The 25,647-nt window shown below is 74.7% G+C and carries 22 protein-coding genes; 11 read left to right on the top strand and 11 right to left on the bottom strand.

Annotated features, from left to right (window positions below; genetic code table 11):
- Positions 1-10: 10 nt before the first annotated feature.
- The gene (locus tag O4J56_RS14360) at positions 11-658 is read right to left on the bottom strand and encodes a response regulator (protein ID WP_270686275.1); all 648 of its coding nucleotides are present in this window, start codon (positions 656-658) and stop codon (positions 11-13) included.
- A gap of 136 nt (positions 659-794) precedes the next feature.
- A complete protein-coding gene (locus tag O4J56_RS14355) occupies positions 795-2,090 on the bottom strand; it encodes a sensor histidine kinase (protein WP_270686274.1) in 1,296 nt (431 codons plus the stop codon).
- A 394-nt stretch (positions 2,091-2,484) separates the two neighbouring features.
- On the opposite strand from O4J56_RS14355, the gene O4J56_RS14350 reads away from it, so the two are divergent.
- The 4 genes from O4J56_RS14350 (at position 2,485) to O4J56_RS14335 (ending at position 8,581) form a co-directional block, all read left to right on the top strand.
- Positions 2,485-3,255 carry an ABC transporter ATP-binding protein gene (locus O4J56_RS14350; RefSeq protein ID WP_270686273.1) on the top strand — a complete coding sequence of 257 codons (771 nt, stop codon included), beginning with the start codon at positions 2,485-2,487 and terminating at the stop codon, positions 3,253-3,255.
- Positions 3,255-5,792 (top strand): ABC transporter permease, encoded by a 2,538-nt coding sequence (locus O4J56_RS14345; protein WP_270686271.1) that lies wholly within the window; start codon positions 3,255-3,257, stop codon positions 5,790-5,792. The genes O4J56_RS14350 and O4J56_RS14345 overlap by 1 nt, the downstream gene beginning before the upstream one ends.
- 281 nt (positions 5,793-6,073) lie before the next feature.
- On the top strand, positions 6,074-7,492 hold the full coding sequence (locus O4J56_RS14340) for an MFS transporter (protein ID WP_408639118.1): 1,419 nt from the start codon (positions 6,074-6,076) through the stop codon (positions 7,490-7,492).
- 81 nt (positions 7,493-7,573) lie between these two features.
- Positions 7,574-8,581 (top strand): MerR family transcriptional regulator, encoded by a 1,008-nt coding sequence (locus O4J56_RS14335; protein WP_270686269.1) that lies wholly within the window; start codon positions 7,574-7,576, stop codon positions 8,579-8,581.
- Between the two features lie 23 nt (positions 8,582-8,604).
- Here O4J56_RS14335 and O4J56_RS14330 read toward each other — a convergent pair whose 3' ends face one another.
- Both O4J56_RS14330 and O4J56_RS14325 read right to left on the bottom strand, forming a co-directional pair.
- Positions 8,605-8,961 (bottom strand): hypothetical protein, encoded by a 357-nt coding sequence (locus tag O4J56_RS14330; protein ID WP_270686268.1) that lies wholly within the window; start codon positions 8,959-8,961, stop codon positions 8,605-8,607.
- Positions 8,958-9,080, bottom strand: a complete 123-nt coding sequence (locus O4J56_RS14325; protein WP_270686267.1) for a hypothetical protein — start codon at positions 9,078-9,080, stop codon at positions 8,958-8,960. Before O4J56_RS14325 ends, O4J56_RS14330 begins: the two co-directional genes overlap by 4 nt.
- A 126-nt stretch (positions 9,081-9,206) precedes the next feature.
- Between O4J56_RS14325 and O4J56_RS14320 the strand changes: the two genes are divergently transcribed.
- Both O4J56_RS14320 and O4J56_RS14315 read left to right on the top strand, forming a co-directional pair.
- A complete protein-coding gene (locus O4J56_RS14320) occupies positions 9,207-9,560 on the top strand; it encodes a VOC family protein (RefSeq protein ID WP_270686266.1) in 354 nt (117 codons plus the stop codon).
- A gap of 164 nt (positions 9,561-9,724) precedes the next feature.
- Positions 9,725-10,447, top strand: coding sequence for an FAD/NAD(P)-binding protein (locus O4J56_RS14315; RefSeq protein WP_270686265.1), 723 nt, complete (start codon positions 9,725-9,727; stop codon positions 10,445-10,447).
- Between the two features lie 101 nt (positions 10,448-10,548).
- On the opposite strand, the gene O4J56_RS14310 is transcribed toward O4J56_RS14315, so the two are convergent.
- The 5 genes from O4J56_RS14310 to O4J56_RS14290 all read right to left on the bottom strand — a co-directional run bounded on the left by O4J56_RS14310 (position 10,549) and on the right by O4J56_RS14290 (position 14,699).
- Positions 10,549-11,325, bottom strand: a complete 777-nt coding sequence (locus O4J56_RS14310) for a polyprenol monophosphomannose synthase (RefSeq protein WP_270686264.1) — start codon at positions 11,323-11,325, stop codon at positions 10,549-10,551.
- A 109-nt stretch (positions 11,326-11,434) separates the two neighbouring features.
- Positions 11,435-12,241: a DeoR/GlpR family DNA-binding transcription regulator gene (locus tag O4J56_RS14305; protein WP_270686263.1), complete on the bottom strand. Its 807-nt coding sequence runs from the start codon at positions 12,239-12,241 to the stop codon at positions 11,435-11,437.
- Between the two features lie 62 nt (positions 12,242-12,303).
- Positions 12,304-12,468: a hypothetical protein gene (locus O4J56_RS14300; RefSeq protein ID WP_270686262.1), complete on the bottom strand. Its 165-nt coding sequence runs from the start codon at positions 12,466-12,468 to the stop codon at positions 12,304-12,306.
- Positions 12,469-12,565: 97 nt separating this feature from the next.
- Positions 12,566-13,825 (bottom strand): MFS transporter, encoded by a 1,260-nt coding sequence (locus tag O4J56_RS14295; RefSeq protein ID WP_270686261.1) that lies wholly within the window; start codon positions 13,823-13,825, stop codon positions 12,566-12,568.
- A 115-nt stretch (positions 13,826-13,940) separates the two neighbouring features.
- Positions 13,941-14,699, bottom strand: a complete 759-nt coding sequence (locus tag O4J56_RS14290) for a DeoR/GlpR family DNA-binding transcription regulator (protein ID WP_270686260.1) — start codon at positions 14,697-14,699, stop codon at positions 13,941-13,943.
- Between the two features lie 95 nt (positions 14,700-14,794).
- Between O4J56_RS14290 and O4J56_RS14285 the strand changes: the two genes are divergently transcribed.
- Positions 14,795-15,634: a 4'-phosphopantetheinyl transferase family protein gene (locus tag O4J56_RS14285; RefSeq protein WP_270686259.1), complete on the top strand. Its 840-nt coding sequence runs from the start codon at positions 14,795-14,797 to the stop codon at positions 15,632-15,634.
- Here O4J56_RS14285 and O4J56_RS14280 read toward each other — a convergent pair.
- Positions 15,536-16,180 carry a LysE family translocator gene (locus O4J56_RS14280; protein ID WP_270686258.1) on the bottom strand — a complete coding sequence of 215 codons (645 nt, stop codon included), beginning with the start codon at positions 16,178-16,180 and terminating at the stop codon, positions 15,536-15,538. The genes O4J56_RS14285 and O4J56_RS14280 overlap by 99 nt on opposite strands.
- Positions 16,181-16,394: 214 nt before the next feature.
- On the opposite strand from O4J56_RS14280, the gene O4J56_RS14275 reads away from it, so the two are divergent.
- From O4J56_RS14275 to O4J56_RS14265, 3 genes are all read left to right on the top strand, one after another.
- On the top strand, positions 16,395-16,889 hold the full coding sequence (locus O4J56_RS14275) for an Lrp/AsnC family transcriptional regulator (RefSeq protein ID WP_270686257.1): 495 nt from the start codon (positions 16,395-16,397) through the stop codon (positions 16,887-16,889).
- A 2,099-nt stretch (positions 16,890-18,988) separates the two neighbouring features.
- Positions 18,989-21,166, top strand: a complete 2,178-nt coding sequence (locus O4J56_RS14270) for a prolyl oligopeptidase family serine peptidase (protein ID WP_270686256.1) — start codon at positions 18,989-18,991, stop codon at positions 21,164-21,166.
- Positions 21,167-21,476: 310 nt separating this feature from the next.
- On the top strand, positions 21,477-22,673 hold the full coding sequence (locus tag O4J56_RS14265; RefSeq protein ID WP_270686255.1) for a JmjC domain-containing protein: 1,197 nt from the start codon (positions 21,477-21,479) through the stop codon (positions 22,671-22,673).
- 66 nt (positions 22,674-22,739) lie between these two features.
- Here the strand turns inward: O4J56_RS14265 and O4J56_RS14260 are convergent, their stop codons facing one another.
- Positions 22,740-24,209: a peptide MFS transporter gene (locus O4J56_RS14260; RefSeq protein ID WP_270686254.1), complete on the bottom strand. Its 1,470-nt coding sequence runs from the start codon at positions 24,207-24,209 to the stop codon at positions 22,740-22,742.
- 513 nt (positions 24,210-24,722) lie between these two features.
- Here O4J56_RS14260 and O4J56_RS14255 point away from each other — a divergent pair.
- Positions 24,723-25,589, top strand: a complete 867-nt coding sequence (locus O4J56_RS14255; RefSeq protein ID WP_270686253.1) for a (2Fe-2S)-binding protein — start codon at positions 24,723-24,725, stop codon at positions 25,587-25,589.
- The last annotated feature ends 58 nt before the right edge of the window (positions 25,590-25,647 follow it).

Here is a 25,647-nt window from a genome sequence, read left to right as displayed (position 1 = left end):
GCCGGGTGGGTCAGACCCAGCCCGCGTCGTGGGCCAGGATGGCCGCCTGCACCCGGTTGGTCATCTCCATCTTCGCCAGGATGCGGCTGACGTGCGCCTTGACCGTCGCCTCGCGCATGCCCAGCTCCCGGCCCGCCTCGGCGTTGGACATGCCCCGGGCGATGGCCACCAGCACCTGCCGCTCCCGGTCGCTGAGCACCGACAGGCGCCGCTCGGCCTCGCTGGAGGCGGGGGCGACGGGCGCGGCGAAGCGCTCCAGCATCCGCTTGGTCACGCTCGGCGCGAGCATCGCGTTGCCCTCGTGCACGGTGCGCACCGCCCCGATGAGGTCCCGGGGCGGGGTGTCCTTGAGCAGGAACCCCACGGCCCCGGCGCGCAGCGCCCTGTGCACGTATTCGTCGAGGTCGAAGGTGGTCAGCAGCACCACCCGGGGAGGGGTGGGCAGCTCCGCCAGCTCGGCGGCGGCGGTGAGCCCGTCCACCCCGGGCATGCGGATGTCCAGGAGCATGACATCGGGGGCGGTCTCGCGGGCGACCTGGACCGCTTCGGCGCCGTCCGAGGCCTCGCCGACGACCTCGATGTCGTCGGCCGCCTCCAGGATCATCTTCAGCCCCGAGCGGACCAGCTGCTCATCGTCGACCAGAACCGTGCGGATCATCGGCCGCCTTCCCCGTCACCGCCTTGCACCCCCGGGCACCGCGCCCCGGCGCGCTCCCCCTGCCACGCGCGACGCTAGCGCATCGCGAGGGGAACGGCGGACGCCTGCGCCGGCGCCGAACCTTCACGGGCCGGGCTCACCGGTCCCCCTCCTCACCGGAGGGGGTCTCGTCCTGCCTCAGCGGGAGGACCGCCCGCACCTGCCATCCGCCGTCCGGGTACGGCCCCGCCGTCAGGGTGCCGTCGGCCAGCGCCACCCGCTCGTGCAGGCCCGCCAGCCCGTAGCCTCCCCCCATCGGCGGCTCCGGAGCGCCCCCGGTGCGCGGCGGGGGCGGCTCGTTGGCCACCGCCACCTCCAGGTCGCTCTCCCCGTAGTCGACCCTGACCTGCACCCGCGCGCCCGGTGCGTGGCGCCCGGCGTTGGTCAGCGCCTCCTGAACCACGCGGTACGCGGTGCGCTCCACTTGGGCGGGCAGCGGGCGCACCCGCCCGCGGGTGCTCCACACCACATTCATCCCGGCGGTGTGCCACTCCCCCACCAGCCGCCCCAGGTCGGCCAGGACCGGCTGCGGCGCCGTGGGCGCCGGACCGGACCCGTCGGCCGAGTCGCGCAGCACCCCGAGGATCTCCCGCAGCTCGCCCAGCGCCTCGCGCCCCGTGGTGCGGATCAGCCCCGCCACCTCGGCCGTGCGCTCGTCGGAGGCGTTCACCTCCAGCCCGCCCGCCTGCAGGACCATCATGCTGACCCGGTGCGCCACCACGTCGTGCATCTCCCGGGCGATGCGGGTGCGCTCGGCGTTGATGGCCCGGTCGGCCATCAGGTACTGCTCGCGCTCCAGCCGCTCGGCCCGCTCGCGCAGGTTGCCGATGAGCTGGCGGCGGGTGCCCACCCACAGCCCCAGGGTGAGCGGCAGCGCCACCCCGGTGAGGAGGAAGAACACCGAGGCGGTCTTCGGGGCGTCCGACACGGCGAAGGCGGCCCCGCCCGCGACCACGGTCACGGCGGTCCAGGTGGCCAGCCTGCGCCGGTCGTTGAACCACGACGCGTAGGTGTACAGCGCCAGCATGGCCGGCACCGGGTTGCCCAGGAGCAGCAGCAGCGCGGCCGACACGGCCAGCAGCCACTCGGGCCGGCTGCGGCGGAGGACCAGCAGCACCGACACCCCGGCCGGGATCACCAGTCCGAGCACGAGCCCCGCGGCGACCTGCAGGGGGAAGGGCAGGGCCGTCGCCAGCGCCATGGCGGCGGTGGACCCGGTGGCCAGCCCCCCGCTCGGCGCGATGTCGAACAGCGCGGTCCAGGGGAAGGCGCACACGGCCACGAACCAGTCGCCGATCCGGTGGCGGCGCTCCCACCACCACTTCCACACCTGGACCGGCCCGTTGCCGAACGCCGCCCGCAGCCGCCCCTCTTCGCCTTCCCCGTAGAACACACCCCGGAGTCTAGGCGGCGCCGCGGCCCCGATCCTGCCTGGTGAGCGGCGGTTCCCGGCGGGGGCGACGAAGGTCGGTGCCGGGCGCGCGCCCAGCTCAGGGCGGGCCGACGCGGTGCCGGAGGGCGCCCGGACACCCCCGGGCCGCCCCGCGGTACCGACGAAAGTCGGTACCTGGACACCGCCCAAGGCGCCGGACCGCGGCACATCCCCTCCTTTCGGCCATGACGGATATCGGCTTCGCGACCGAGGTCCGAAGGGCATCCGCGCCCATAGCGTTTCCAGGGTCGGTGTCCAGGCCGCGAACCCGCCGGACTCCGCCGCACTCTTCCGGGCCGTCCGCGGCCCGGCCCACCAGCCCATCGACGGCATTCGACAGCAGGAGCGACGAGACGTGAGCCAGACCGCAGCGGTGGCCGCACCCGACCACAGCACACAGGCGCCCCCCGTGGTGATCGCACGGAGCCTCTCCAAGGTGTACGGGGCGGGCGACTCGGCCGTGCGGGCGCTCGACGGGGTCAGCGTCGAGTTCGCCCGCGGGCACTTCACCGCCATCATGGGCCCGTCGGGCTCGGGCAAGTCCACCCTGATGCACTGCCTGGCCGGGCTGGACACCGCCAGCTCGGGCACCGTGCACCTGGGCCGCACCGACATCACCCGCCTCAACGACCGGCAGCTCACCCAGCTGCGCCGGGACCGCATCGGCTTCATCTTCCAGTCGTTCAACCTGCTGCCGATGCTCACCGCCGAGCAGAACATCCTGCTCCCGGCGCAGATCGCCAAGCGCAAGGTGGACCGGGGGCGCTTCGAGCGGCTGATCGACGTGGTCGGCCTGCGCGAGCGGCTGGACCACCTGCCCTCCAAGCTCTCCGGCGGCCAGCAGCAGCGCGTGGCGGTGGCCCGGGCCCTGCTCGGCGCCCCCGAGGTGGTCTACGCCGACGAGCCCACCGGCAACCTCGACTCGCGCTCGGGCGCCGGGGTGCTGTCCTTCCTGCGCGACTCGGCCCGGGACATGGGCCAGACCATCGTGATGGTCACCCACGACCCGGTGGCCGCCTCCTACGCCGACCGGGTGATCTTCCTGCGGGACGGCCGCCTGGTCGACGAGGTGCACGCGCCCACCGCCGAGACCGTCTCGGACCGACTGCTGAAGCTGGAGTCCTGATGCTGCGCACCACCCTGGCCGGGCTGCGCATGCACAAGGCGCGGCTGGTCACCACCGCCCTGGCGATCGCCCTGGGCGTCATGTTCGTCTCCGGCACCCTGGTGTTCGGCGACACCCTGCAGGCGGGTTTCAGCACCAAGATGATGGGGTCGGCCGGCGACTTCGCCGCCGTCGCCGTCCCCGCGGAGGACGAGGACGCCCCCGCCGACCCCGAGGCGCCGGCGCCGGTGCTGCCGGCCGACACCCTGGAGGAGGTCCGCGACCTGCCCGAGGTGGCCTCGGCCGGGGGGATGACCCGCGGCGACGCCCCGCTGCTCGACAAGGACGGGCGGGCCGTGGGGAGCATGCCCACCATCGGCATGGGGCTGGGGGACGGAACCCGGTTCCAGCCCGATGAAGGGGGCATGCCGGAGGGTTCCGGTGAGGCCGCGCTGGCCACCACCGTCGCCGAGGCGACCGGGTACGGGGTCGGCGACACCGTCACCGTGCTCGACTCCGAGGGCGACCGGCACGAGTTCACCGTCAGCGGCCTGGTCGACTTCGGTGTCGACGGCGAGCTGGCCTACCGCGGCGTCGTCGCCTTCGACGAGGACACCGCCCGGGAGATGACCGGGGCCGAGGGGTATTCCGAGATCGACGTGACCGCCGCCGAAGGCGTCACCGACGCCGCCGCCGTCAGCGCGGTGGAAGGCGTGACCGGTTCGGACGCCGACGTGGAGACCGGCACCGCCTTCGGCGAGCGGCTCGCGAAGAACTCGGGCGCCGACTCGCAGATGCTCACCGTCGCCCTCATGCTGTTCGCGCTGATCTCGGTCTTCGTGGCCGCGATCGTCATCTATAACACCTTCGCGATCCTGGTGGCCCAGCGCCAGCGGGAGATGGCGCTGCTGCGGTGCGTGGGCTCGGCGCGCGGCCAGGTGTTCCGCAGCGTGCTCACCGAGGCGCTGGTGGTCGGGCTGATCGCCTCCGCGCTGGGCATCGCCGCGGGCCTGGGGGCCGGCTGGGCCGGGTTCGCCTTCGGGGGCGAGGCGCTGGGCGCCGACACCTCTCAGTCGCTCGTCGTGGGCGTCCTGCCGATCGCGGTGGGGATGACCGTGGGCACCGTGATGGCGCTCGGCGCGGCGCTGCTGCCGGCCTGGCGCGCCACCCGCGTTCCGCCGCTGGCGGCGCTGCGCACCAGCGCCACCGCGCAGGGCCTGGAGAAGGGCATCGGCTGGGCGCGCATCGTGATCGGCGGGGTGCTGTTCCTCGTCTCGGGCGGCATCGTGTTCGCGGCCACGAACTCCACCGGCATCGGCACCACGGGCCTGGTGCTGACCACGGTCGCGGGCCTGATCTGCTTCGTCGGCGTCGTGGTCCTGTCGCCGCTGCTGGTGCGCGCGGTCGTGGCGGCCGTCTCGCCGGTGATGCGGCGCGTCGGGGTGGCGAGCATGCTGGCCGCCGACAACTCGCGCCGCAGCCCGAAGCGGGCGGCGACGGCGATGATCGCCCTGACCGTGGGGGCGACGCTGATCACCGGGTACGCGGTGGTCAACGCCTCGCTCAAGACCACGATGGACGAGATGCTCTCCGAGCAGTTCCCGGCCGACTACATGATCAGCGCGCCCCTGGACGAGCCGGACGCGGTGATCCCCGACTCGGCGGTGGCGGAGCTGGAGGACTCCGACGCCCTCGGGAGCGTCGTCGAGGTGCACCAGGCCTACGCCGGGAGCGGCGGCGCCACGGGGGACATGCCGGTGAGCACCTACATCGGCGCCACGCTCGGCGAGGACCTGAAGAACGACGCCGTCTCCGGGTCGCTGGCCGACGTGGGCCCCGGCAAGGTGGCCGTGTCCCAGGGGTACGCGGGCGACCTCAAGGCCGGGGACACGCTCCCCGTCGCCACCGGGAGCGGCGAGAAGGAGTACGAGATCGCCGCGGTCCTGGAGGAGGGAGGGACCCTGTACGGGGCGACCCTGTCCCCCCGGGACTTCGAGCAGGCGTTCCCGGACGCCGACGGGGCCTCCAGCGTGATGGTGACCGGGGCCGACGGCGCCTCGGCCAAGCAGGTGCGCGACGCGGTGTACGACGCGGTCGCCGACGCCCCGACGGTGGGCGTGGACTCGATGGCCGAGATGAAGGCGCAGTTCGACGACGTGCTCAACATCGCGTTCCTGGCCATCGCGGCCATGCTGGGCCTGGCGATCATCATCGCGGTGTTCGGCATCGCGAACACGATGGCGCTGTCGGTGCTGGAGCGCACCCGCGAGTCGGCGATGCTGCGGGCGCTCGGGCTCGCCCGGGGGCAGCTGCGGCGGATGCTGAGCATCGAGGCCGTGGTCCTGTGCCTGATCGGCGCGGGCGTGGGCATCGTGCTGGGGATCGTGTTCGGCTGGGCGGCCGGGGTCTCGGCCATGCCGAGCATGGTGTTCGCCCTTCCGGCCGGCCAGATCTCGGTGTTCATCGGCGTCGCGGTGGCCGCGGGCCTGCTGGCCTCGGTGCTGCCGGGCCGGAAGGCCGCCGGGCAGTCGATCACGGGGGCGCTCGCGAGCGAGTGAGGGGGAACCGCACCCCGGCGGGGGCGGGACAGGGCGCCTGTCCCGCCCCCGCTCCGTGTGCCCTCCGGCGCGCTGTCCCGCCGCTCCCGGCCCCGCGCGCGTAATGTGACGCCCGGCGCGGCGCGGGATCCGCCGTCGGCGGTGACGGCCCGTCGGGAGCGGCGCGCCGGGGAGAGGAGGCGCGCGTGGACACGGGGAGCGGCGAGGAGCGGGGCGGCGGCATCGCCTGGGGGACGCCCGCGGCACGGTGGACACTGGCCGCCACCGTGCTCGGGTCGGGGATGGCCTTCCTCGATTCCACGGTCGTCAACGTCGCCCTGCCGGTCATCCAGGACGACCTGGGCACCGGGGTGGCCGGGCTGCAGTGGATCGCCAACGGCTACATGGTCACCCTGTCGGCGCTGATCCTGCTCGGCGGCTCGCTGGCGGACCGCTTCGGGCGGGTGCGGATGTTCTCCCTCGGCGTGGCGTGGTTCGCCCTGGCCTCGGCCCTGTGCACGGTCGCGCCGACGCTGGAGCTGCTGGTGGCCGGCCGGGTGCTGCAGGGGGTGGGCGGCGCGCTGCTCACCCCGGGAAGCCTGGCGGTGCTGCAGGCGGGGTTCCGCAAGGAGGACCGGGCCCAGGCGGTCGGCGCCTGGTCGGGCCTGACCGGGGTGGCGGCGGCGGTCGGGCCGTTCCTGGGCGGGTGGCTGGTGGACATCGGCTCCTGGCGGCTGATCTTCCTCATCAACCTGCCGCTGGCGGCGGCGGTGCTGCTGATCGCCCGGCGCCACCTGCCCGAGTCGCGGGACGCGGGGGCGCCGGCGCGGATGGACTACGCGGGGGCGCTGCTGGCGGTGGTGGCGCTGGCGGGCATCACCTACGCGCTGATCGAAGCCGGGGCGGGGGCGGTCCCGCCGGTGGCGGTGGCGGTGAGCGGGGCCGTGGGCGCGGCGGCGCTGGCGGCGTTCGCGGCCGTGGAGGCGCGCAGCGCGTCCCCGATGCTGCCGCTGGGGGTGTTCCGGTCGGCGCGGTTCACCGCGGCGAACCTGGTGACGGTGCTGATGTACGGGGCGCTGGGGCCGCTGCTGTTCCTGCTGGTGCTGTACCTGCAGGAGGCGGCGGGGTACACGGCGTTGGAAGCGGGGGCGGCGTCCCTGCCGATCACGGTGCTGATGCTGCTGCTGTCGGGCCGGTCGGGCCGCCTGGCCGAGCGGATCGGCCCGCGCGCGCAGATGACGGCGGGCCCGCTGCTGGTGGGGGTCGGCATGCTGCTGTTGTCCCGGCTGACGCCCGAGGCGGGGTATGTGACCGGCGTACTGCCGGGGGTGCTGGTGGTGGGGCTGGGCCTGTCGGCGGCGGTGGCGCCGCTGACGGCGACGGCCCTGTCGTCGGCCCCGGAGCGGCACGCGGGGGTGGCGTCAGGGGTGAACAACACGGTGGCACGGGCGGCGCAGCTGATCGGTGTCGCGGCGGTCCCGGCGGCGGCGGGCGTGAGCGGCGCGGCGGGGATCGAGGGCGGTTTCGCGGCGGCGATGCTGATCGTGGCGGCGGTGAGCGTGGGCGGGGGCGTGCTGGCGTTCGTGCTGCTGCGCGAGCGGGCACAGCGCGTGGAGCCGCACAAGGGCCTGTTCTGCGGTGTGAGCGGCCCCCCGATGGAGCCGCGCGAACCCGCCACGGAGACCGGCGAGGGAGGGCCCAGCGGCCGGGGGGAGGGGTGACGCCTCCGCTGCGGCGCCCTCCCCGCCCGTCGGCCCTCAGGGCTTGCGCCTCAAGCGGCTTGAGGTAGCACAGTGGCCCCCATGCACGACGAAGAGCTGTATCCCATCGGAGACGCCGCGCGCCGCAGCGGACTGAGCGTCAGCGCCGTCCGGTTCTACTCCGACGAGGGACTCATCGCACCCACGCGTCTGAACGAGGCGGGTCACCGGCTGTACGACATCGACGCCATCGCCCGCCTCGAACTCGTCCGAACCCTGCGCGAGCTGGACACCGACCTGGCCGGGATCCGCCGGCTGCTCGAAGGGGGGACCACGCTGCACGCCCTCCTCAGCACCCACCTGGAGATCGTCGAGCGCCAGGAGCGCACGCTGCGGGCCAGGCGCGCGGTGCTCAGAGCGCTGATCGGGCAGGGCGGCACGATCGCGCAGGCCGACCTGATGCACAGGCTCGTCTCGATGACCGACGAGGAGCGCGAGCGGGTCATCGACGACTTCTGGAACGACGTCTGCGAGGGCCTCGACGTGCCCGAGGGCTTCGTCGACCGGCTGCGGGCGATGCGGCCCGTCCTTCCCGAGGACCCCACGGCCGAGCAGCTGGAGGCGTGGATCGAACTGGGCGACCTGGTGCAGGACCGGGCGTTCCGCGACGCGGTCCGCACCTACCTCCACGAGACCTACTCCGCGGACCTGGGAAGGACCGTGGCCGGTGCGCCCTTCCAGGAGTTCATGTACGAGAGCGGGGTGCCCCTGGTGGAGGAGGTCCTGGCCGCGTACCGCGCCGGTGAACCACCGCGCTCCCCTCGGGCGCAGGAGGCCGTGACGCGCTTCATGGAAGGCGCCGCGGGGGTGACCGGCGACCCGCTCACCCCCGAACTCCGCGACCGGATGGCGGACGGCTTCCAGCGCATCCCCGACCTTCTGCGCGAGATCGCCGACGAGGACGCCGCTTCCGAGGACCCGGTGTACGACGAGACCCACGGCCGGTACGTCGCCCTGGTGGAGGTGATCAACGGGACCGCCTATGAGGAGGACGACCTCCCCTACCTCTGGATCGCCGAAGCCATGCGCACCTCGCCCGCCGACGCCTGAATGCGCCGCGCGGCCGCCGGCGGTCATGAGGGCCAGGCGACCTCGCCGTCGCGGACCACGACGGGCTCGAACCGGTCGGACTCGTAGAAGCGGATCCACCCGAGGCGGATGGACCCGTCGGGGTTCCGGTGCCTGGGGCCCGCCCTGGCCGCGAGCCAGGCGAGCAGTTCGCCCGTCTCATCGAAGGCGTCCGGGTGGATCTCCTGTCGACTGGTCAGGGCCCACGCCCCGGGCCAGGTGTCCTCCCGGCGCAGCAGGGCCGAGACGAGCGCCCCGCCCACCTTGGCCGCCTCACCGTGCTCCCCCAGCAGGGGCTGGGGACGGTCCTCGACGACGGGCCCGCCGTCGTCGCCCTCGGTCACGAACGAGAACGCGGTCACGATGCGGGGGGCTCGGGCTCCGGCCCAAGCCCGAGGTGCCATCGCAGTTCAGCGACCTCCTCCTCCGAGATCTCGTCGCGCAGGTCCACCGTGATCGCGAGTTCGAAGACATCGGCCATGCCGGCACGTTATAGACCGCCCACGACACTCCCTGCCTCCCCGGCCGGGCGATGAGTTCCGGGTGGCGGGAGAGTCCCCTCTCGGAGAGGCGGCCCCGGCCGCACCCGACCGGAAGGACCACAGCAATGGCCATCGAGCATGTCCTCGCCGTCGCGCCGGTCACCGACCTCGGCGCCGCGCTCCCCTGGTACGAGCGGCTCTTCGGGCGGGCGCCCGACAACCGCCCCATGGACGCGCTCGCCGAGTGGCGGGCCGCCGACACCGGGTGGGTCCAGGTGTGGCAGGACCCGGACCGGGCGGGCACGGCGCTGGTGAACCTGGCGGTCGACGACCTTCCCGCGCACGTGGAGGCCCTCGGCGAGCGAGGGCTGGCGCCGGAGGGGATCCAGGAGGTGAACAAGGGGGTGCGCCTGTCGGCGGTCACCGACCCCGACGGCAACCGGATCACCCTCATCGGAGGGTTCCGGCCTGTCTACTGACCGCCGACCGGGTGCGCGGCGCACGGCGCGCGTCCCGGCCGGGGCCCGCCGGGGGTTGGCCGGGGACCGGTCGGCATCGCAGGTGCGCCGCGCCGCCCGCCCGCACCGGGCGGTGCCCGGCGCGCGGGGTTCGATGGGCCCGGCCGGAGGTCTAGACTCCCGGCATGGACGGATCCGCGGCGCCCGGCGGCGGTGCGGAACCGCTGGTCGCCTTCGCCGGGGGCGGCCTGAGCACCGCGCTGGCCGCCATCGCCCTGCTGCGCGCCACCACCTGGCTGCGCCTGGAGTACCGGGTGGTCGTCCTCGACGACGAGGGGCGCTGCGGGCGCGGCTCGGACCTGCACACCTCCGAACGGCTCCCGGTGCCCGCGCGCCTGCTGTCGGCGTTCCCCGACCGCCCGGCCCACCTGCTGGAGTGGGCCCGGCTGAGCGGGCTGCGGTGCACCCCCGCCACGTTCCTGCCGCGCCGCGTCTACGGGGACTACCTTGAGGACACGCTGACGGCGACGGCGGCGTGGGCGGCCCCGTACGCGTCGCTGGAGGTCCGCCCCGTCCGGGTGGCGGGCGCCCGCGCCGAGGCCGACCGGGTCCGCGTCGAGACGGGCGGTCCGGACCCCGTCGCGGCGTGGGCCCTGGTGGTCGCCACGGGCGACCCCCGCGTGAGCACACCGCCGCTGGTGTCCGGCCACGACCCTGCGGAGGGCCTGGCGACCTGCCCGCGTGGCGCCCTGCTCGGCCCGGAGGGGCGGGCCGAGCGCCGCCTGTTCGCGGTGGGACCGGTCCGCCGGGGAGCCCGCGGGGACACCGTTCCGCACACACGCGACCACGCGGAACGCCTGGCCGGACTGATCAGCGACACCGTGCTGCGCGCACAGAGCCGCCGATGACCCCGTGATGCGGGGAAAGCCCGCGATGATCTCGATGAAGGTGCTGTCATTCCTGCGGTTTTGACAGCACTCTTGTCGAGATCATCGTCAGAGGGCGGCGCTCATGGGCGGCCCTTGCGGTGTCCCCGCTCGTCGCGGCGCAGGCGGAAGGGGCGCAGGGCGGACTCCACCTGGACCGCCAGGTCCATCTTGCTGTCGCCCTCGCGGCGGTCCTCGAAGTGGATGGGGATCTCCAGCATCTTCTGTCCCCTCCGGTAGGCCCGGAAGTGCATCTCCACCTGGAAGCTGTACCCCGCGCTCCCGATGGTCTCCAGGTCCAGCGCGCGCAGGGCCTCGGCGGTCCAGATCTTGAAGCCCGCCGTCACGTCCCGCACCGGCAGCGCCAGGATCGCCTTCACGTAGGTGTTCGCCCACCCGCTGAGCACCCTGCGGCGCAGGTTCCACTCCTCCGACAGGCTCCCCCCGGCCACGTACCGGCTGCCGATCACCACGCCCGCGCCGGTCGCCAGGGCGGTGCCGAGCAGCTGGGGGACGTACCGCGGCGGGTGGCTCAGGTCGGCGTCCATCTGCACCACGTACTCGGCGCCCTCGTCCAGGGCGCGGGTCATTCCCGCCACATAGGCGCGCCCGAGCCCGTCCTTGGCGGTCCGGTGCAGCACCCCGACCCTGCCCCCGGCGTCGGCGGCGAGCTTTTCGGCCACTTCGCCCGTGCCGTCGGGCGAGCCGTCGTCGACGACCAGCACCCGCAGACCCGGAAGGCCCAGTCCGAGGAGCGCGCCCACGAGCACCGGCAGGTTGTCGGCCTCGTTGTAGGTGGGGACGACGACGGTCACCCTCGACGCGGCCCAGGGCTCGGGCAGGGGTGCGGGGGTCGGCATGGATCGGCCCTCCTGGCCTCTCGGGGGCGCGGGGACCGGACTGCGCCCCCGTCGGCCCCACATTCTTACCGACCGGGGCCGCCGCCCGCCACGCGGACGGGGCGGGGCCTCATTCGCCCCGGTCGGTGTCGAGGACCGCCACGTGGACCAGGGTCCCGGCGTCCTCCAGGGTCATCAGCACCTCGGGGTCGGCCCGGTTGTCGGTGACCAGGTGGGCGATCTGTTCCGGCGGCACCGTCTGCACCATGGTGTCGGTGCCGACCTTGCTGCTGTCGGCGAGCACGATCGCCTCCTGCGCGGCGGCGACCAGCGCCCGGTCGGTGGCGGCCACCGCCGGGTTGGGCGTGCTCAGCCCGCGGTCGGCGGTGACCCCGTTGCCGGTGACGAAGGCGCGCCGCACACGCAGGCCCGCCAGGGCCTGCTCGGTGGCGGTGCCCACCAGGGCCCGGATGGACGAGCGCAGGGTGCCGCCGGGCATGACCACCTCGACGCCCGGCGCCCCGGACAGCACGTCGGCCGCCGGGAGGGAGGTCGTCACGACGGTGAGGTTGCGCCGCCCGACCAGTTCGCGGGCGAGCGCCTCGGCGGTGGTGCCCGGACCGAGGGCGATCGCGTCGTCGTCGTCGACGAGCCGGGCCGCCGCGGCGGCGATGGCGCGCTTCTGCGGGGCGTTGTGCCCGGTCATCTGGGCGTAGCTCTGGTCGTGGCCGAGCTGGCCGGGCAGGGCGGCGCCGCCGCGGCGGCGGTCGATCAGCCCCTCGGCCTCCAGGGCGCGCACGTCCCGGCGCACGGTGACCTCCGAGGCGCGCACCTGGGTGGCGATGTCGCGCAGGGCCATGCTGCCGTTGGCGCGCACCAGCTCCATGATCCGCTCGCGGCGCGCCGCCGCGAACGTGGTCCTGCCGTCGTCGGTCATCTAGTGCTCCGCTCCCCGGGCCGCTCCCTGCGGCCGCGGCCCCGAGGATAGCGGCGCCCGGTTCAGCAGCCGTGCACGCCGTGCGTGGACAGGGCGTCGTCGACGGACTCCTCGTCCGCGGTGGCGTCGCCGGTGCCGGCCGCGGCCAGCAGGGCGGCGAGGAAGAGGATCGTCAGCACGGCCAGGACGGCGAGGGACCCGAGACCGAAGAGGGCCGAGAGGGACACGGGGGCCTCCTTGCGCGCTGGTCCGGCCTGCGGCCCGCGGGGGCTGCGAGCGCCCGGGCCGGACGGTCACTTGACGGATTCCCGCTGCGCCTCCGGGTTACACCTGGCCGGGGTCCGCCGGGGCGGATCCCGCACCGGCGGGGCGGCGGGGGCGCAGCGCTCCGGCCGCGGCGACCGCGGCCAGGGCGAGCAGCGCGGGCACGGCCAGCGCCAGGCGCAGGTCGGTCAGGTGGGCGATGGCGCCGATGGCGACGGGGCCGCTGAGCAGGCCGACGTACCCGAAGGCGGCGACCATGCCCAGGTTGCGCCCGGCGCGGGCGGGGTCGTAGGAGGTCGCGGCCGAGAACGCCTGCGGGACGACGCACGACAGCCCGGCCCCCATCAGGGCGAACCCGGCCAGGGCGACCGGCGGGACGGGGACGGCCAGGGCGAGGCCGAGGCCCCCGGCGGCGAGGAGGCCGCAGGAGCGCACCAGGGCCACCGGGCCGAAGCGGGCGGCGAGGCGGTCGCCGACGAGGCGTCCGGCGGCCATCGCGGCGGAGAACACGGCGAAGCCGGCGGCGGCGACGGCGTCGGAGGCCCCGGCGGTGTCGTGGAGGTAGACGCTGGTCCAGTCGGTGGCCGCCCCTTCGGCGACGAAGGAGGCGAACGCCACGATGCCGAAGAGGAGCACCAGCGGGGCGATCCGGGGCCGGGAGCGTCGGGCGGGGGCGGTGGCGCCGGTGTTCCCGCTCCGCCCCGGCCCGCTGTCGCGGCCGGGGAGCAGCATCGGGCGGGCGGCGAAGGAGGCGGCCGTGCAGACCGCCGCCACGGTCCAGAAGGCGGCGGTGGCGCTCATGCCCAAATGCGCGCTGAGCGCTCCGGTCCCGGCGCCGACGAAGCCCCCGATGGAGAACGCCGCGTGGAATGAGGCCATGATGGGACGACCGTAGGCGCGCTCGACCCGGGCGGCGTGCACGTTCATGGGGACGTCGATCAGGCCGTGCCCGGCGCCGAGGGCGAAGAGGGCGGCGAACAGCGCGGGCAGGGAGTGGGCGTGCGCGGGGGCGGCGAGGGCGAGGGAGCCGAACACCGCGGCGGGCAGTGTGACGGCCGCGCTGCCGAACCGGTCGGTGGCGCGCCCGGCGACCTGCATGGCGGCGAGCGCACCGACGGCCAGCCCCAGCAGGCCCAGGCTCAGCGCGCCGTCGTCGATGCCGACCTGGGCCTTGATGTCGGGCACCCGCGACGCCCAGGTCGCCAGGATCACCCCGGCGACGAAGAAGTAGACGACGACGGCGCCGCGGGCCCGCCGCAGCCGCCGGTCGGGGGCCGCGTCGGCGGGAGCGGCCGCTCTGTCGACACCGGTATCGGGCACGGTCTCTCCTCTATCTCCGTCATGATGTCCGCATCGGTGCCGCCGCCGGCGCTCCGCGCCGTCCTGCCGCCCGCGTCCCGGCCGGAGGGCCCGGGCGGGTCGACCGCAGCGCCCTCTACACCGTCACCACGTCGACGCCCGCCGCGCGGATCTCGGCGATCGCGTCCTCCGGGGCGCCGTCGTCGGTCACCAGCGTGTCGATGTCCCCGACCGGGCACACGTGGCCCATCGTCACCAGGCCGATCTTCGTGGAGTCCGCCGCGGCGATGGTCCGCTGTGACGAGCGCATCATCGCCCGCTTGACCGCCACGTCCTGCAGGTCGTGCGCCGTGACGCCCTCCCCCGCCGACACGCCGCAGCACCCCACCACCGCCGCGTCGAAGCGCACCGCCGCCAGCGACGCCTCGGCCAGTGGGCCGTGCAGGTTCAGTTCCCCGGGGCGCACCTCGCCCCCGGCGACCAGGACCGTCGTCTCCGCCGACCGCGCCAGCACGTCGGCCCCCTGCAGCGACAGCGGCATGACGGTGACCGGGCGCCCCGCGAGCTCGCGGGCCACCTCCAGCGCCGTCGTCCCGCTGTCCAGGGCCACGGCGGCCCCCGTCGGCACCAGCGCGGCCACCTGGGCGGCGATGCGCCGCTTGGCCTCCACCGCCTGGCGCTCGCGCAGCACGTAGGGCGGCTCCTGCCCCCGCGGAACGAGGCTGACCGCCCCGCCGCGCACCCGGCGCAGGACGCCCTGCGACTCCAGCCGGTCCAGGTCGCGGCGGATCGTCATCTCCGAGTGGCCGCTGGCCTCGGCCAGTTCGGCGACGGCCACCTCACCGGTGTCCTTCAGCCGGGCGATCACCAGGTCCACCCGCTCCGCACTGTCCATGGCGACATTCAAACACCAGACATGTTCGTTACGCAATCCAACGAACACGAGAATTGATCGGACGGCACCGCTCCCCGATCGGCCACAATGGGACGGTGAGCGACGCACGGGTGCACTGCGACGTATGGTGGGCCGCGCCCTCCCAGGCCCATCCCGACCTCGAACGACTCCTCTCCGGGCACGAGCGCGAGCGCCACGCCCGGTTCCGCCGGCAGGCCGACCGCGACCGCTACTCCGTCGCCCACGCCCTCGCCCGCCTGGTCGTGGCGCGCGAGGCGGGCTGCGCCCCGGAGGCGGTCGAGTTCGAGCTGCGCTGCCGCAACTGCGACGGCACCGACCGCGAACCGCACGGAAAACCCGTCCCTGCCGGGCCCGCGGCCGGGCTGGAGGTCTCCATCAGCCACTCGGGCGACCGGGTGGCGCTCGCCGTCGCGCGGGGCGTGCCGGTCGGCGTCGACGTCGAGGAGGTCTCCCCCCGGCGCGACACCACCTCCCTCGCCGAGATGGCGCTCGCCCCCGCCGAGCGGGAGGCGCTCGCCGCGCTGCCCGCCGACCGCGCGGCCGAGGGCTTCTTCACCTACTGGGCCCGCAAGGAGGCGCTGCTCAAGGCGAGCGGCGAAGGCATCTACGCGGGACTGACCTCGGTGGAGGTGTCCTCCCCCGCCGCACCCGGCCGGGTGCTGGCCTGGACCTCGCCCGGAGCCCCGCCGCCCGGGCAGGTGCGCCTGGTCGACCTGGACGCGGGACCCCGCTACCGCGCGGCGCTGGCCGTCCTGAGCGCCGACGAGCCCGACGTCGCCGTGCGCGACGCGGGCCCGCTCCTGGCGGCCGCCGCCTCAGGCGGCGAGGGCGAGGGCCACTCCGAAAGCGGTCAGGGCCACGCCCCCGGCCAGGTCGATGCCCTGCCGGACGCGGCGGCGCCGCATGATCTCTGACAGTGCGCTGATGCCCAGCACGTAGACCAGCCACCAGACCACGACCATCGCCACCAGCACGGCGCCGAGCAGGGCCGTCTGCTGCACCGCCGCCTCGGGCGCGGAGACGAACTGCGGGAGCACGGTCACGAACATGACCGGGAGCTTGGGGTTGAGCAGGTTGTTCACCAGGCCCTGCAGGTAGGGGGTCCCGGAGCGGTCCGCCCCGCCGTGGCGGGCGGCCGCGTCGGCGGCACCGTCCCCGGCGCGGCGCGCGCGCCACAGCGCCAGGATCGTGCTGCCGCCGAGGTAGACGAGGTAGGCGGCGCCGGCGAGGCGGAGTGCGTGCAGGACCGCCGGGTGCGAGGCGACCAGCACCGACAGGCCGGCGGTGGCCAGCAGCGCCCACGCGGCGATACCGGTGACCGACCCGGCGGCCGTCGCCAGGCCGCCGCGCCGCCCGCCGCGGGCGGTGTTGCGGGTGATGAGCACGAAATCGGGTCCGGGAAGGACCGTGACCAGCACCGCCGCCGCGATGAACCCGCCCATGTGCTCCGGGATCGGCACGAGCGCACCCCCTCGTCTGCTTCGGGACCCGCCGCGCCCGCGCCCCGGGGCGGCCCCGGTCGGCGCTCGGCCCCTCACCCCCGCCGGAGGAACGGGGGCACGGCGGAACGAACTGCGGAACGGCCGGGCATCGCCCGGCCGTTCAACGACCATGTCCCGCTAATTATGGATGATCTGCGAAAACAGCAGCAAATCACCGTGATATATTCGGCGCATGACTGGACGAGTCGATCTGGATTCGGTCGATCTGCGGATTCTGCGCATCCTGCAGAACAATGCACGGATCACCAACCGCGACCTGGCGGCGGAGGCGGGCGTGGCGCCGTCGACGTGCCTGGACCGGGTGAACCGGCTGCGGGCGTCGGGCGTGATCGAGGGCTACCGCCTGAAGGTGTCGCCGGAGGCGCTGGGGCGCCCGATCCAGGCGTTCCTGACGCTGCGCACCCAGCACAGCCGCGACGTCCTGGCACCGCTGGCCGAGCACATCCTGGCCCAGCCGGAGACGCGGGCGCTGTACAACATCGCGGGGGCATCGGACTTCCTGGTGTTGGTGGCCTGCCCGGACGTGGCGACCCTGCAGCGCCTGATCGTCGACGAACTGACCTCCCGCCCGGAGATCCACAACGTGGAGACGATGCTGGTCTTCCAAGAATGGGAGGGAGGACCGCTCCTACCGCCGGACGCGGAGGCGGGGGCGGGGGCGGAGTAGCGGCAGCAACGGATGGACCAGGTCCCCCGCTCCCGGTCACCGGCCGGGCGGCGGGTCGATGGGGTGCGAGGTCGCAGGGCGGCGACGACAAAGGAGGGCGGCCCTTGCACCAGCACTGTCGGCCGTACGGCGTGTGCGTAGTCACCGGAGAGGGCAGCAACGGCGACAGCCGGGCGGTTCCCCGATCTTGCTTGCCGTCCGTCCGGCCGCTCGCGGACCGGTGGCCAGGCGGCTGAGCTGGTGCCCCGCTCGTGGGCCCCGTCCGGGCGGCGGGCCGCCGGGGTGTGGGGTGGAGGGCGGCAACGAGAACAGGGCGGCGGCCCATCCGGCAACACTGTCGGGTGCCGGGCGCGTACGTGGTCACCATGGTCAGCAGCGACGGCAGACGCGGGGCGGTTCCCCGATCTTGTCTGCCGTTCGTCCGGCCCCTCGCGGACCGGTGGCCAGGCGGCTGAGCTGGCGCCCCGCTCCCAGTCACCGGCCGGGCGGCGGGCCACCGGGGTGTGGGGTGGAGGGCGGCAACGACGAAGGTCAGCGGCCCATCCGGCAACACTGTCGGGTGCCGGGCGCGTACGTGGTCACCATGGTCAGCAGCGACGGCAGACGCGGGGCGGTTCCCGGATCCTGCTTGCCGCCCGTCCGGCCGCTCATGGTCCGGGTGGCCGGCGCGGTGGGCAGGGTGCGTGGTCATTCGCGTTCGTGGCGCCCGCCCCCCGATGCCGCTCCTTGTTGATCTCGGGGAAGTCGGGCTTATCGTGTCCGGTTTAACCCCGGGTTCCCCGAGATCATCGCGGGGAGGGTCGCCCGGGCGGCACATACCGGGCATACCGGACGGCGAGTGGAGGGGGCGGGCATCCTGCGTCGTGAAATCGACGCTTTTCTGCAGATCAGGTGTCGGTTTCACCACCCAAGTTGCCTCCAGAGCACCTGAGGCGCCCGGAAGGCGGGTTCCGGTCGAGCCACTACCGCCCCAGCGCCCGGTTTGCCCGGCTTTTGGGGTGCCGCCCCCCTCCGACGCCCCGTTCGGCGCCCGCACCGGCCTCGTGGGCGCCGCAGGTGCGCGGTCATCGCGACACCAGAACGGGATTCGGTGCCAGGAGGGCCCTAAACAGCACACCTGGCCCGTTTACCAGGCCCAGCGTCACCGCGCGTAGCCGATATCGGCCCACCCCGGACCCCGGGTGTGCGGCGGTGGTGTCGGGGTGGCCGCGCGACCATCCCTGGCGGCGAGCCGAGCCAACCAAACAGGCACGAACCGGGCATCGCGTTCCCGAATCCCGTTCTGGTACGGCCGTGTTCGTCGCCCTGAGGCCTTCGCGGGTGTCGCGGAGCGCGTATCCCACCCCTTCCCGCCTTTGACGCGGAGTGTTCGCCCAGGTCACGGGTCTGCCGGGGTTCGCCTGGCGGGCCCGGCGAGCGTCCCGGGCGACGAAGAGCGCGACCCCCGCCCGCCGCGCCGCCTCGCCGACCCCTCGGCGCCTGCCGGACGGAAGACGGGGCCGGGGAACCGCCCCGCTGTCGCCGTCGCCGCCCATCGCGGTGACCACGCACGCGCCGGACAGTCGACAGCGCTGCGAGGAGGGCCGCCCTCCCTTGTCGTCGCTGCCCTGCGACCTCACACTCCGGTGGCCTTCCGCCCGGCCTGGGCCCTGAAGTGGGGTACCAGCTCAGCCGCCCTCCCGCCTGGACCGCGAGCGACCGGACGGACGGCAAGCAAGACCCGGGAACCGCCCCGCTCGCTCCGTCGCCGCCCTCTCCGGTGACCACGCACGCGCCGCACGGCCGACGACGCTGCCGGAAGGGCCACCGACCTCCGTCGTCGCCGCCATCCACCCCACACCCCGACGGCCCACCGCCCGGCCGGAGCCCCGAAGCGGCACCTGCCGAGGCGTGTCCGGGCCGCCCCTCTCGCTCCGTGCCGCTGCCACCTGCTGGATCGGGGAACGCACCTCGCCATGGCGGCACATCGGGCTTGCTTCCCGGACAGCCACTCCTCCCTTGACCGTCGTCGCGGCGCGCTTGAACGATGTCATCGTGCGCAGCCGACACGCCCACGTGCCCGCCCGGAGCAACCCCCGCCGCCGACCCCGCGCCGCCCGGTGAGCATCCCGTTCGCCCGGACCGCACCCCAGGGGCCCGCCGCGTCGGTCCTCGACACCGTGCACGGGCGCACCGTCCCCGACCCCTACCGGTGGCTTGAGGACGGCGAGTCCACCGCCACCCGGCGCTGGCTCGACGCGCGGCAGCGCGAGTTCACCGAGGCCGCCCGCACCTGGCCCATGCGCGACCGCCTCGCCGCCGACATCACCCGTCTGCTCGACCACGACCTGTGGTCGCCCCCGCTCCTGCGCGGCGGCACCGCGTTCGCCACCCGCCGCTCCCCCGGCGACGAGCACCCCCGCATCGTCGCCCTCGAAGACGCCCTCGAAGGGGGCGGCGCCCACCACGGCGGCACCGGCGGCCGCGGGAAGGGCAGGCACGCCAAGGGCGGCGCGGCCCCCCGGAGCGAGCGGACCGTGTTCGACCCCGTCGCCGCCGACCCCAGCGGGCGCACCACCCTCGACGCCTGGGAGCCCTCCCCCGACGGCTCCCTCGTCGCGGTCCAGACCTCGACCGGCGGCACCGAGCACGGCGAGCTGCACATCCTGCGCACCCGCGACGGCTCCCCCGTCGAGCCGCCCATCACGGGCGTCCGCTACTCGCACGTCGCCTGGCTCCCCCCGGACCTGGGCGGACCCGCCTTCTTCTACGCCCGCCGCGACGGCGCCGACGGCCGCCGCGGGCTCTGGCTGCACCGCGTGCCCGTGGACGGGGCGGCCGCCGCAGGCGCCCCCGACGTCCTGGTGCGCGCCTGCACCGGCCCCCGGACCGTGCCCGGCGTGCGGGTGCTCGGCGGGCGCTTGCTGCTGGCCACCGAGAGCCACGGCACCGGCCACCGCAACGACGTGTGGATCGCCGACCTGCACGCCTCCCCGCCCGACGCCCCCGCCTGGGTCCCGGTCCAGGAGGGCCTGGAGGCCGAGACCACCGCCGACCTGGGCCCCGACGGCGTCCTCTACCTCCGCACCACCCTGGACGCCCCCCGCCGCCGCATCTGCGCCGCCGACCCGGCCGCCCCCGCCCCCGGGAACTGGCGCGAGGTCGTCCCCGAGGACCCCGACGCGCCCCTCGACGGGTTCACCGCCGCCGGCACCCCCGACCGGCCCGAACTCCTGGTCGCCCGCACCCGCCTGGGCGTCAGCTCCCTCGACGCGCACGACGCCCGCGACGGCCGCCGCCTGCGCGCCGTCGACCTGCCCGGCGAGGGCATGGTCACCCGGCTGGAACAGGGGCCGGACGGCACCGCCCACTTCTGCTACGCCGACGTCGCCACCCCCCAGGGCGTGCTGCTGCTCGACCCCGGCGCCGCGCGCCCGCGCCCCTGGCCCTCCGCCGCCGACGGCGGGCGCCCTCCGGCACCCGCCGCGCGCATCCGGCGCCGGGTGCTGCGCTGCCGCTCCGCCGACGGCACCCGGGTGCCCATCACCCTGCTGTCGGCACCCGGCTCCGACCCCGACGAGGGCGGCCCGCTGCTGCTGCACGCCTACGGCTGCTTCGGCCGCCCGCGCCAGTTCGGCTTCAGCGCCACCGTGCTGGCCTGGCTGCGCGCCGGGGGCCGGTACGCGGTGGCGCACGTGCGCGGCGGCGGCGACGGCGGCCGCGACTGGCACCGGCGCGGCGCCGGGCGCGCCAAGCCCCGTGCCGTGGAGGACCTGGTCGCCGCCGCGGACGCGCTGGTGGAGGGCGGCCACGCCGACCGCGCACGGCTGTGCCTGACCGGCGGGTCGGCCGGGGGCATGCTGGTGCTCGCCGCCGCCGGGCTCCGGCCCGACCTGTGCGCGGCGGTGATCTCCTCGGCGCCGCTGACCGACATGGCCCGGTTCGAGCGCATGGGCCTGGGCCGGATGTGGACCCGCGAGTTCGGCACCGCCGCCGACCCGGACGACTTCGCCGCGCTGCTCTCCTACTCCCCGTACCACCTGGCGCTGGACGGGGCGGGCGGCCGCCGTCCGGCGGTGCTGCTCACCGGGTTCCACTCCGACACCCGCACCGGCGCCGCCCACCCCCGCAAGATGTGCGCCGCCCTGCAGGGGGCCGGCGCGCCCGCCCTGCTGCGCTACGAGCGCGACGTCGGCCACGGCCAGCGCGCCGTGTCCCGGGCCGTCGCCCTGGCCGCCGACGCCCACGCGTTCGCCGCCGAGCGGACCGGGCTGCGGCCGCGCCCGGGCGGGCGCTGAAGCTCTGCCCCACCGGGCAGGGAACCCCGACGAGGAAGGACAGGAGGAGACATGGACCCCATGGAGTTCGAGGTCGAGGTCGAGGACCTCGGCGAGGTCACCTCGCGCGACCTGACCGCCGGCGGCGGCGACAACGACGGCACCGACGGCAGCTCCGACTTCATCTGATCCCGACCGAGTCCGACCGTCCGATGCACCGGTCACCGCGCGGCGGCGTCCCCGCCGGGGTGACCGCCCTCTAGAGCGCCGCCGGGGGTTCGCCACTGGCCCCCGGCGGCCCCGCCCCTCTCCCCGGGAGGTCACCGCCACCGTGTCCCAGCCCCACACCCTGTTCACCGGAGCCGTGCGCGCGGCGATCGGCGAGGACGCCCTGCGCGACCGCCTGTCCGAGGACGTGCTCTTCGCCGACGTCGGCGAGGGCGCGGTGCGCGGCCTGCTGGACTTCGACGCGCTCGACGAGGTCCTGGCCACCCGCCCGCTGGCCCCGCCCCGGCTGCGCCTGCACCGCACCGGCTCCGCGGTGCCGGTGGAGCGCTACACCGAGGCCGGGGAGGTCTCGCGCGAGGCCACCCGCGTGGTGCGCCCCGAGGCGCTCTACCGGGAGATGCGCGAAGGCGCCAGCCTGGTGCTGGACAGCATCGACCGGCTGCACCCGCCGGTCCGGGAGGCGGCCGACGACCTCATGCGCCTGGTGCACGAGCGCGCCCAGGTGAACCTGTACCTGATCTGGGGCGACTCGCACGGCTTCGCCACCCACTGGGACGACCACGACACCTTCATCGTGCAGGTCGCCGGGGAGAAGGACTGGAAGGTGCACGGCCCCGGGAGCCGCCCCTACCCGATGAAGGTGGACTCCGACCACTCCCACACCCCACCGGAGGGGACGGTCTGGGAGGGCGTGCTCCGGCCGGGGCACGTGCTGCACGTCCCGCGCGGGTGGTGGCACACGGTCACCGGGACGGGCGGGGTGAGCATGCACCTGACGTTCGGCTTCACCCGCGCCACCGGGGTGGACTGGGCGCGGTCGCTGGTCGAGCGCCTCTTCGACGAGGAGGTGTTCCGCCGGGACCTGCCGCGCTTCTCCTCGCCGGACGAGCGCCGCAAGCGCCACGACGAGCTGGTCCGGGTGCTCTCGGCGCTGGCCGAGGAGAACGGGGTGGACGCCTTCCTCGCCGAGCGCGACGCCCGCTTCCCGCGCCGCCAGTCCTACGCGCTGCGGTGGGCGGTGGAGGACGGCCGGGCCCCGGACGAGGGCACGCTCGTGGAGTTCGTGCCGCTGATCGCGCCGCCGGTGGAGGTGGAGGGCGGCAAGGCGTCGGTGACGGTGTCGGGGCGCCGGTACCGGTTCCCGGCCGCGGCCGAACCGGTGCTGAGCGTGCTGGCGCGCGACCGCCGGCTCACCGCGGGCGAGCTGGCCGAGCGGTCGGGGGCGGGCTTCGACACGGTGTCGGCGGTGCTGCGCGCGTTCGTCCGGCACCACCTGGTGGTGCTGCGCGATCCTCGTTGATCTCGGGAGAACGGACGCTAAAACCGGCCTGGTAGGGGCGTTTTCCCCGAGATCAACGAGGGGTCGTCAGGCGGTGACCGCCTCGGGCGCCGGACGGTGCTCGCCCATGAGCCCGCGCAGCCTGCCGACGAAGAGGAACAGCGTGATGCCGCACACCACCGCCAGCAGGCCCAACAGCAGGAAGTAGTTCCCGCCGAGCACCGGCTGCAGGCGGCTGACCTGGGCGCCGACGGCGTCCCCGGCGGTGATGGACAGGAAGAACAGCCCCATCATCTGCGCCTTGAACGCCTGCGGGGCCAGCTTCGAGGTCATCGACAGGCCCACCGGGGACAGGCACAGCTCGGCGATGGTCTGCAGCAGGTAGACGCCGACCAGCCACATCAGGCCCACCTTGACGGTGCCGCCGTCGGTGGCGGCGGTCGCCCAGCTCATCACGACGAACGAGAAGCCGCACACCACCAGGGCGAAGGCGAACTTCATGCCGGTGCTGACCCGGTCGCCCAACTTGTTCCACACCAGGGCGAACACTCCGGCCAGCACGATCACCATCACGGGGTTGACCGCCTGGGTGGACCCGGCGGGCACGGCGAAGGAGCCGATGTGCAGGTCCACGTGCTCCTGGGCGAACAGGGTGAGCGGCCCGGCGGCCTGGTCGAAGATCATCCAGAACACGGCCGAGGCGATGAACAGCCACATGAACGCCTTGAGCCGGGGCCGCTCCTCATCGGTGATGTCGTCGCGGCGCACGACGAACATGTAGAGGAAGTACAGGACCGGGACGACGATCGAGAAGGCCGTCAGCACGTAGGTGACGTTGTCGACGCTGAGGGTGCCGGTCAGCGCGGCGGCGGCGAAGGCCAGGACGACCGCGGCGGCGGCGACGGCCAGGTTGCGCAGCAGGCGGCCGCGCTCCGGTGCGGTGAGGGGGTTGCCGGGCCGGTCCCCGGCGCCCTGGAGGTTCTTCTGGCCCAGCACGTACTGCAGCAGGCCCAGGGCCATGCCGACGGCGGCGACGGCGAACCCGACGTGCCAGTCGAAGCGCTCGCCGAGGTAGCCCACCAGGAACAGGCCGACGGCCGAGCCGATGTTGATGCCCATGTAGAACAGCGAGTACCCGGCGTCGCGGCGGGCGTCGGGAGCGCCGGAGTACAGCTCGCCGACCATCGCGGAGATGTTGGGCTTGAGCAGCCCGGTGCCGACGCACACCAGCGCCAGGCCGAACCACACGAACGCCGGGCCGAACTCCAGCGCGAGGCTGATGTGGCCGAGCATGATGACCACGCCGCCGACCAGGACCGTGCGGCGCTGGCCGAGCAGGCGGTCGGCGATCCACCCGCCGGGCAGCGCCGTGAAGTAGCTCATGGCCAGGTAGAGGCCGACGACCGCGGTGGCGGTGCCCGTACCCAGGCCCATGCCTCCCTCGCCGACCGCGGCGGCGAGGAAGAGGACGAGGATGGCGCGCATCCCGTAGAAGGACAGGCGCTCGTTCATCTCCGTCCCGGCCAGGGTGATCAACCCTTTGGGGTGGTTCCGCATCGGTGTTCCCGTCGTTCGCGTGTGCCCGCGCGCACCCGGTGGGGGCGCGCGGGCGCGGCCGGGCGGACCGGCTTTCGGCACAGGTGGTCCCCGTACCCCTCGTGGGGGCCGGGGTGCGGCGGGCCGGGCGGCGCCTGGGCTGCGATCGGGTGGTCCGGTCGGCGGGCGTCGGGCCGCCCCGCCGGGGACGTCCGGGGTCGCGGACGTCCGTCCTGGTCAAGGAATGTACACCCTGCGTCATTCCCGACTTTCCACTCACTTGGGGTTTGTAGCATTCTTCACAGGACATAACGGGCAGCCCGCGGCGGCCCACCCCCGACCCCGGAGGCCGCCTCACGGCCGCGGCACACCGCCCGACCCGCGGCGCGAGCCGACACACCGAGAGCGCGCACCTTTGCCCTCGGAGAAATGATTAGGGTAGCCTCAGCTAAAGACGGAGGGTCGCCCGCGGTCCGCGGCGTTCACGCCCGCCCCGTCGCGCACTCCGGCGTCACGAGGAAGGTCGTCCGGCGCATGCCCGAGGTCCCGGTCCCGCTGCAGGCAGTGGTCGACGCCTGCGCGCCGCTGAAGTTCTCGCCGCTGCCGGCCCTGCGGGCGCCCGGCGTCACCGCGGGGGCGGGCGACCCGGTCGCCGACCAGTGGTTCCGCACCGACCTGATGGTCGCCGACGGCGAGGTCCCGGTGCTGTTCGAGCGCCTGACCGCACTGGGCGGGCGCGGCCACCGGCTGCCCGCGGTCACCGACTTCCTCCGCGCCACCCTGCGCGAACCGGTCTTCCTGGTGTCGGCCGGAACCTACCTGACCCGCCGCGCCGCACTGCTGGACGCCGACCGCCTGTGGTTCCCCTGGAGGTCGGAGAGCGGCTTCGGCACCCCCACCCTCACCGGCGGACGCACCGCCGTGCTGGCCGACGACCCGGCGGCCGGGCACCCCTCGGCCGTGGTCTGCGCCGACGAGGACGAGCTGGTCCGGCTCGCCGCCGAGCACATGGTGGCCGCCTTCACGCCCGTCATCGACGCGCTGCACGCGCACACCCGGGTGGGCCTGCGCACGCTGTGGGGATGGGTGCTGGACACCTCGCACTTCTACATGCTGAACCCGGCGCGGTTCCTGGGGCGCGACGCCGGTGAGGCCTGGCGGCTGGCACGCGCGCTGGGGGATGCGCTGATCGAGGCGGGCGCGGTGACGCGGGCCCGGCCCCGGCTCTTCCCGTTCCGGGAGGACCACCCGCGCGGGACGTGGGCGGTCCGGGGGACGTGCTGCTTCGACTACAAGGGCGACCCCGAGCACGGATTCTGCACCACGTGCCCGCTCAAGTGCGACGACGACCGCCGGGACGAACTGCAGGAGTGGATCAGGAACCCGGCGCTCGCCCCCTGACCGCGCTCGCCGGAGAACCTGCATCCTGCCCTGCGGAAATGCGCTCCCACCCCCTTTA

The organism is Nocardiopsis endophytica (genome assembly GCF_027706725.1).
GTDB lineage: Bacteria > Actinomycetota > Actinomycetes > Streptosporangiales > Streptosporangiaceae > Nocardiopsis_A > Nocardiopsis_A endophytica.
The sequence above is the reverse complement of the archived record's forward strand: the minus strand, read 5'-3'. Positions and strand labels throughout refer to the sequence as shown.

Bases quoted from the DNA above. Each gene is read 5' to 3' on its own strand.
- O4J56_RS14360 (WP_270686275.1), bottom strand. From the start codon at position 658: ATGATCCGCACGGTTCTGGTCGACGATGAGCAGCTGGTCCGCTCGGGG.
- O4J56_RS14345 (WP_270686271.1), top strand. From the start codon at position 3,255: ATGCTGCGCACCACCCTGGCCGGGCTGCGCATGCACAAGGCGCGGCTG.
- O4J56_RS14340 (WP_408639118.1), top strand. From the start codon at position 6,074: ATGGCCTTCCTCGATTCCACGGTCGTCAACGTCGCCCTGCCGGTCATC.
- O4J56_RS14335 (WP_270686269.1), top strand. From the start codon at position 7,574: ATGCACGACGAAGAGCTGTATCCCATCGGAGACGCCGCGCGCCGCAGC.
- O4J56_RS14325 (WP_270686267.1), bottom strand. From the start codon at position 9,080: ATGGCCGATGTCTTCGAACTCGCGATCACGGTGGACCTGCGCGACGAG.
- O4J56_RS14320 (WP_270686266.1), top strand. From the start codon at position 9,207: ATGGCCATCGAGCATGTCCTCGCCGTCGCGCCGGTCACCGACCTCGGC.
- O4J56_RS14315 (WP_270686265.1), top strand. From the start codon at position 9,725: ATGGACGGATCCGCGGCGCCCGGCGGCGGTGCGGAACCGCTGGTCGCC.
- O4J56_RS14310 (WP_270686264.1), bottom strand. From the start codon at position 11,325: ATGCCGACCCCCGCACCCCTGCCCGAGCCCTGGGCCGCGTCGAGGGTG.
- O4J56_RS14305 (WP_270686263.1), bottom strand. From the start codon at position 12,241: ATGACCGACGACGGCAGGACCACGTTCGCGGCGGCGCGCCGCGAGCGG.
- O4J56_RS14290 (WP_270686260.1), bottom strand. From the start codon at position 14,699: ATGGACAGTGCGGAGCGGGTGGACCTGGTGATCGCCCGGCTGAAGGAC.
- O4J56_RS14275 (WP_270686257.1), top strand. From the start codon at position 16,395: ATGACTGGACGAGTCGATCTGGATTCGGTCGATCTGCGGATTCTGCGC.
- O4J56_RS14260 (WP_270686254.1), bottom strand. From the start codon at position 24,209: ATGCGGAACCACCCCAAAGGGTTGATCACCCTGGCCGGGACGGAGATG.
- O4J56_RS14255 (WP_270686253.1), top strand. From the start codon at position 24,723: ATGCCCGAGGTCCCGGTCCCGCTGCAGGCAGTGGTCGACGCCTGCGCG.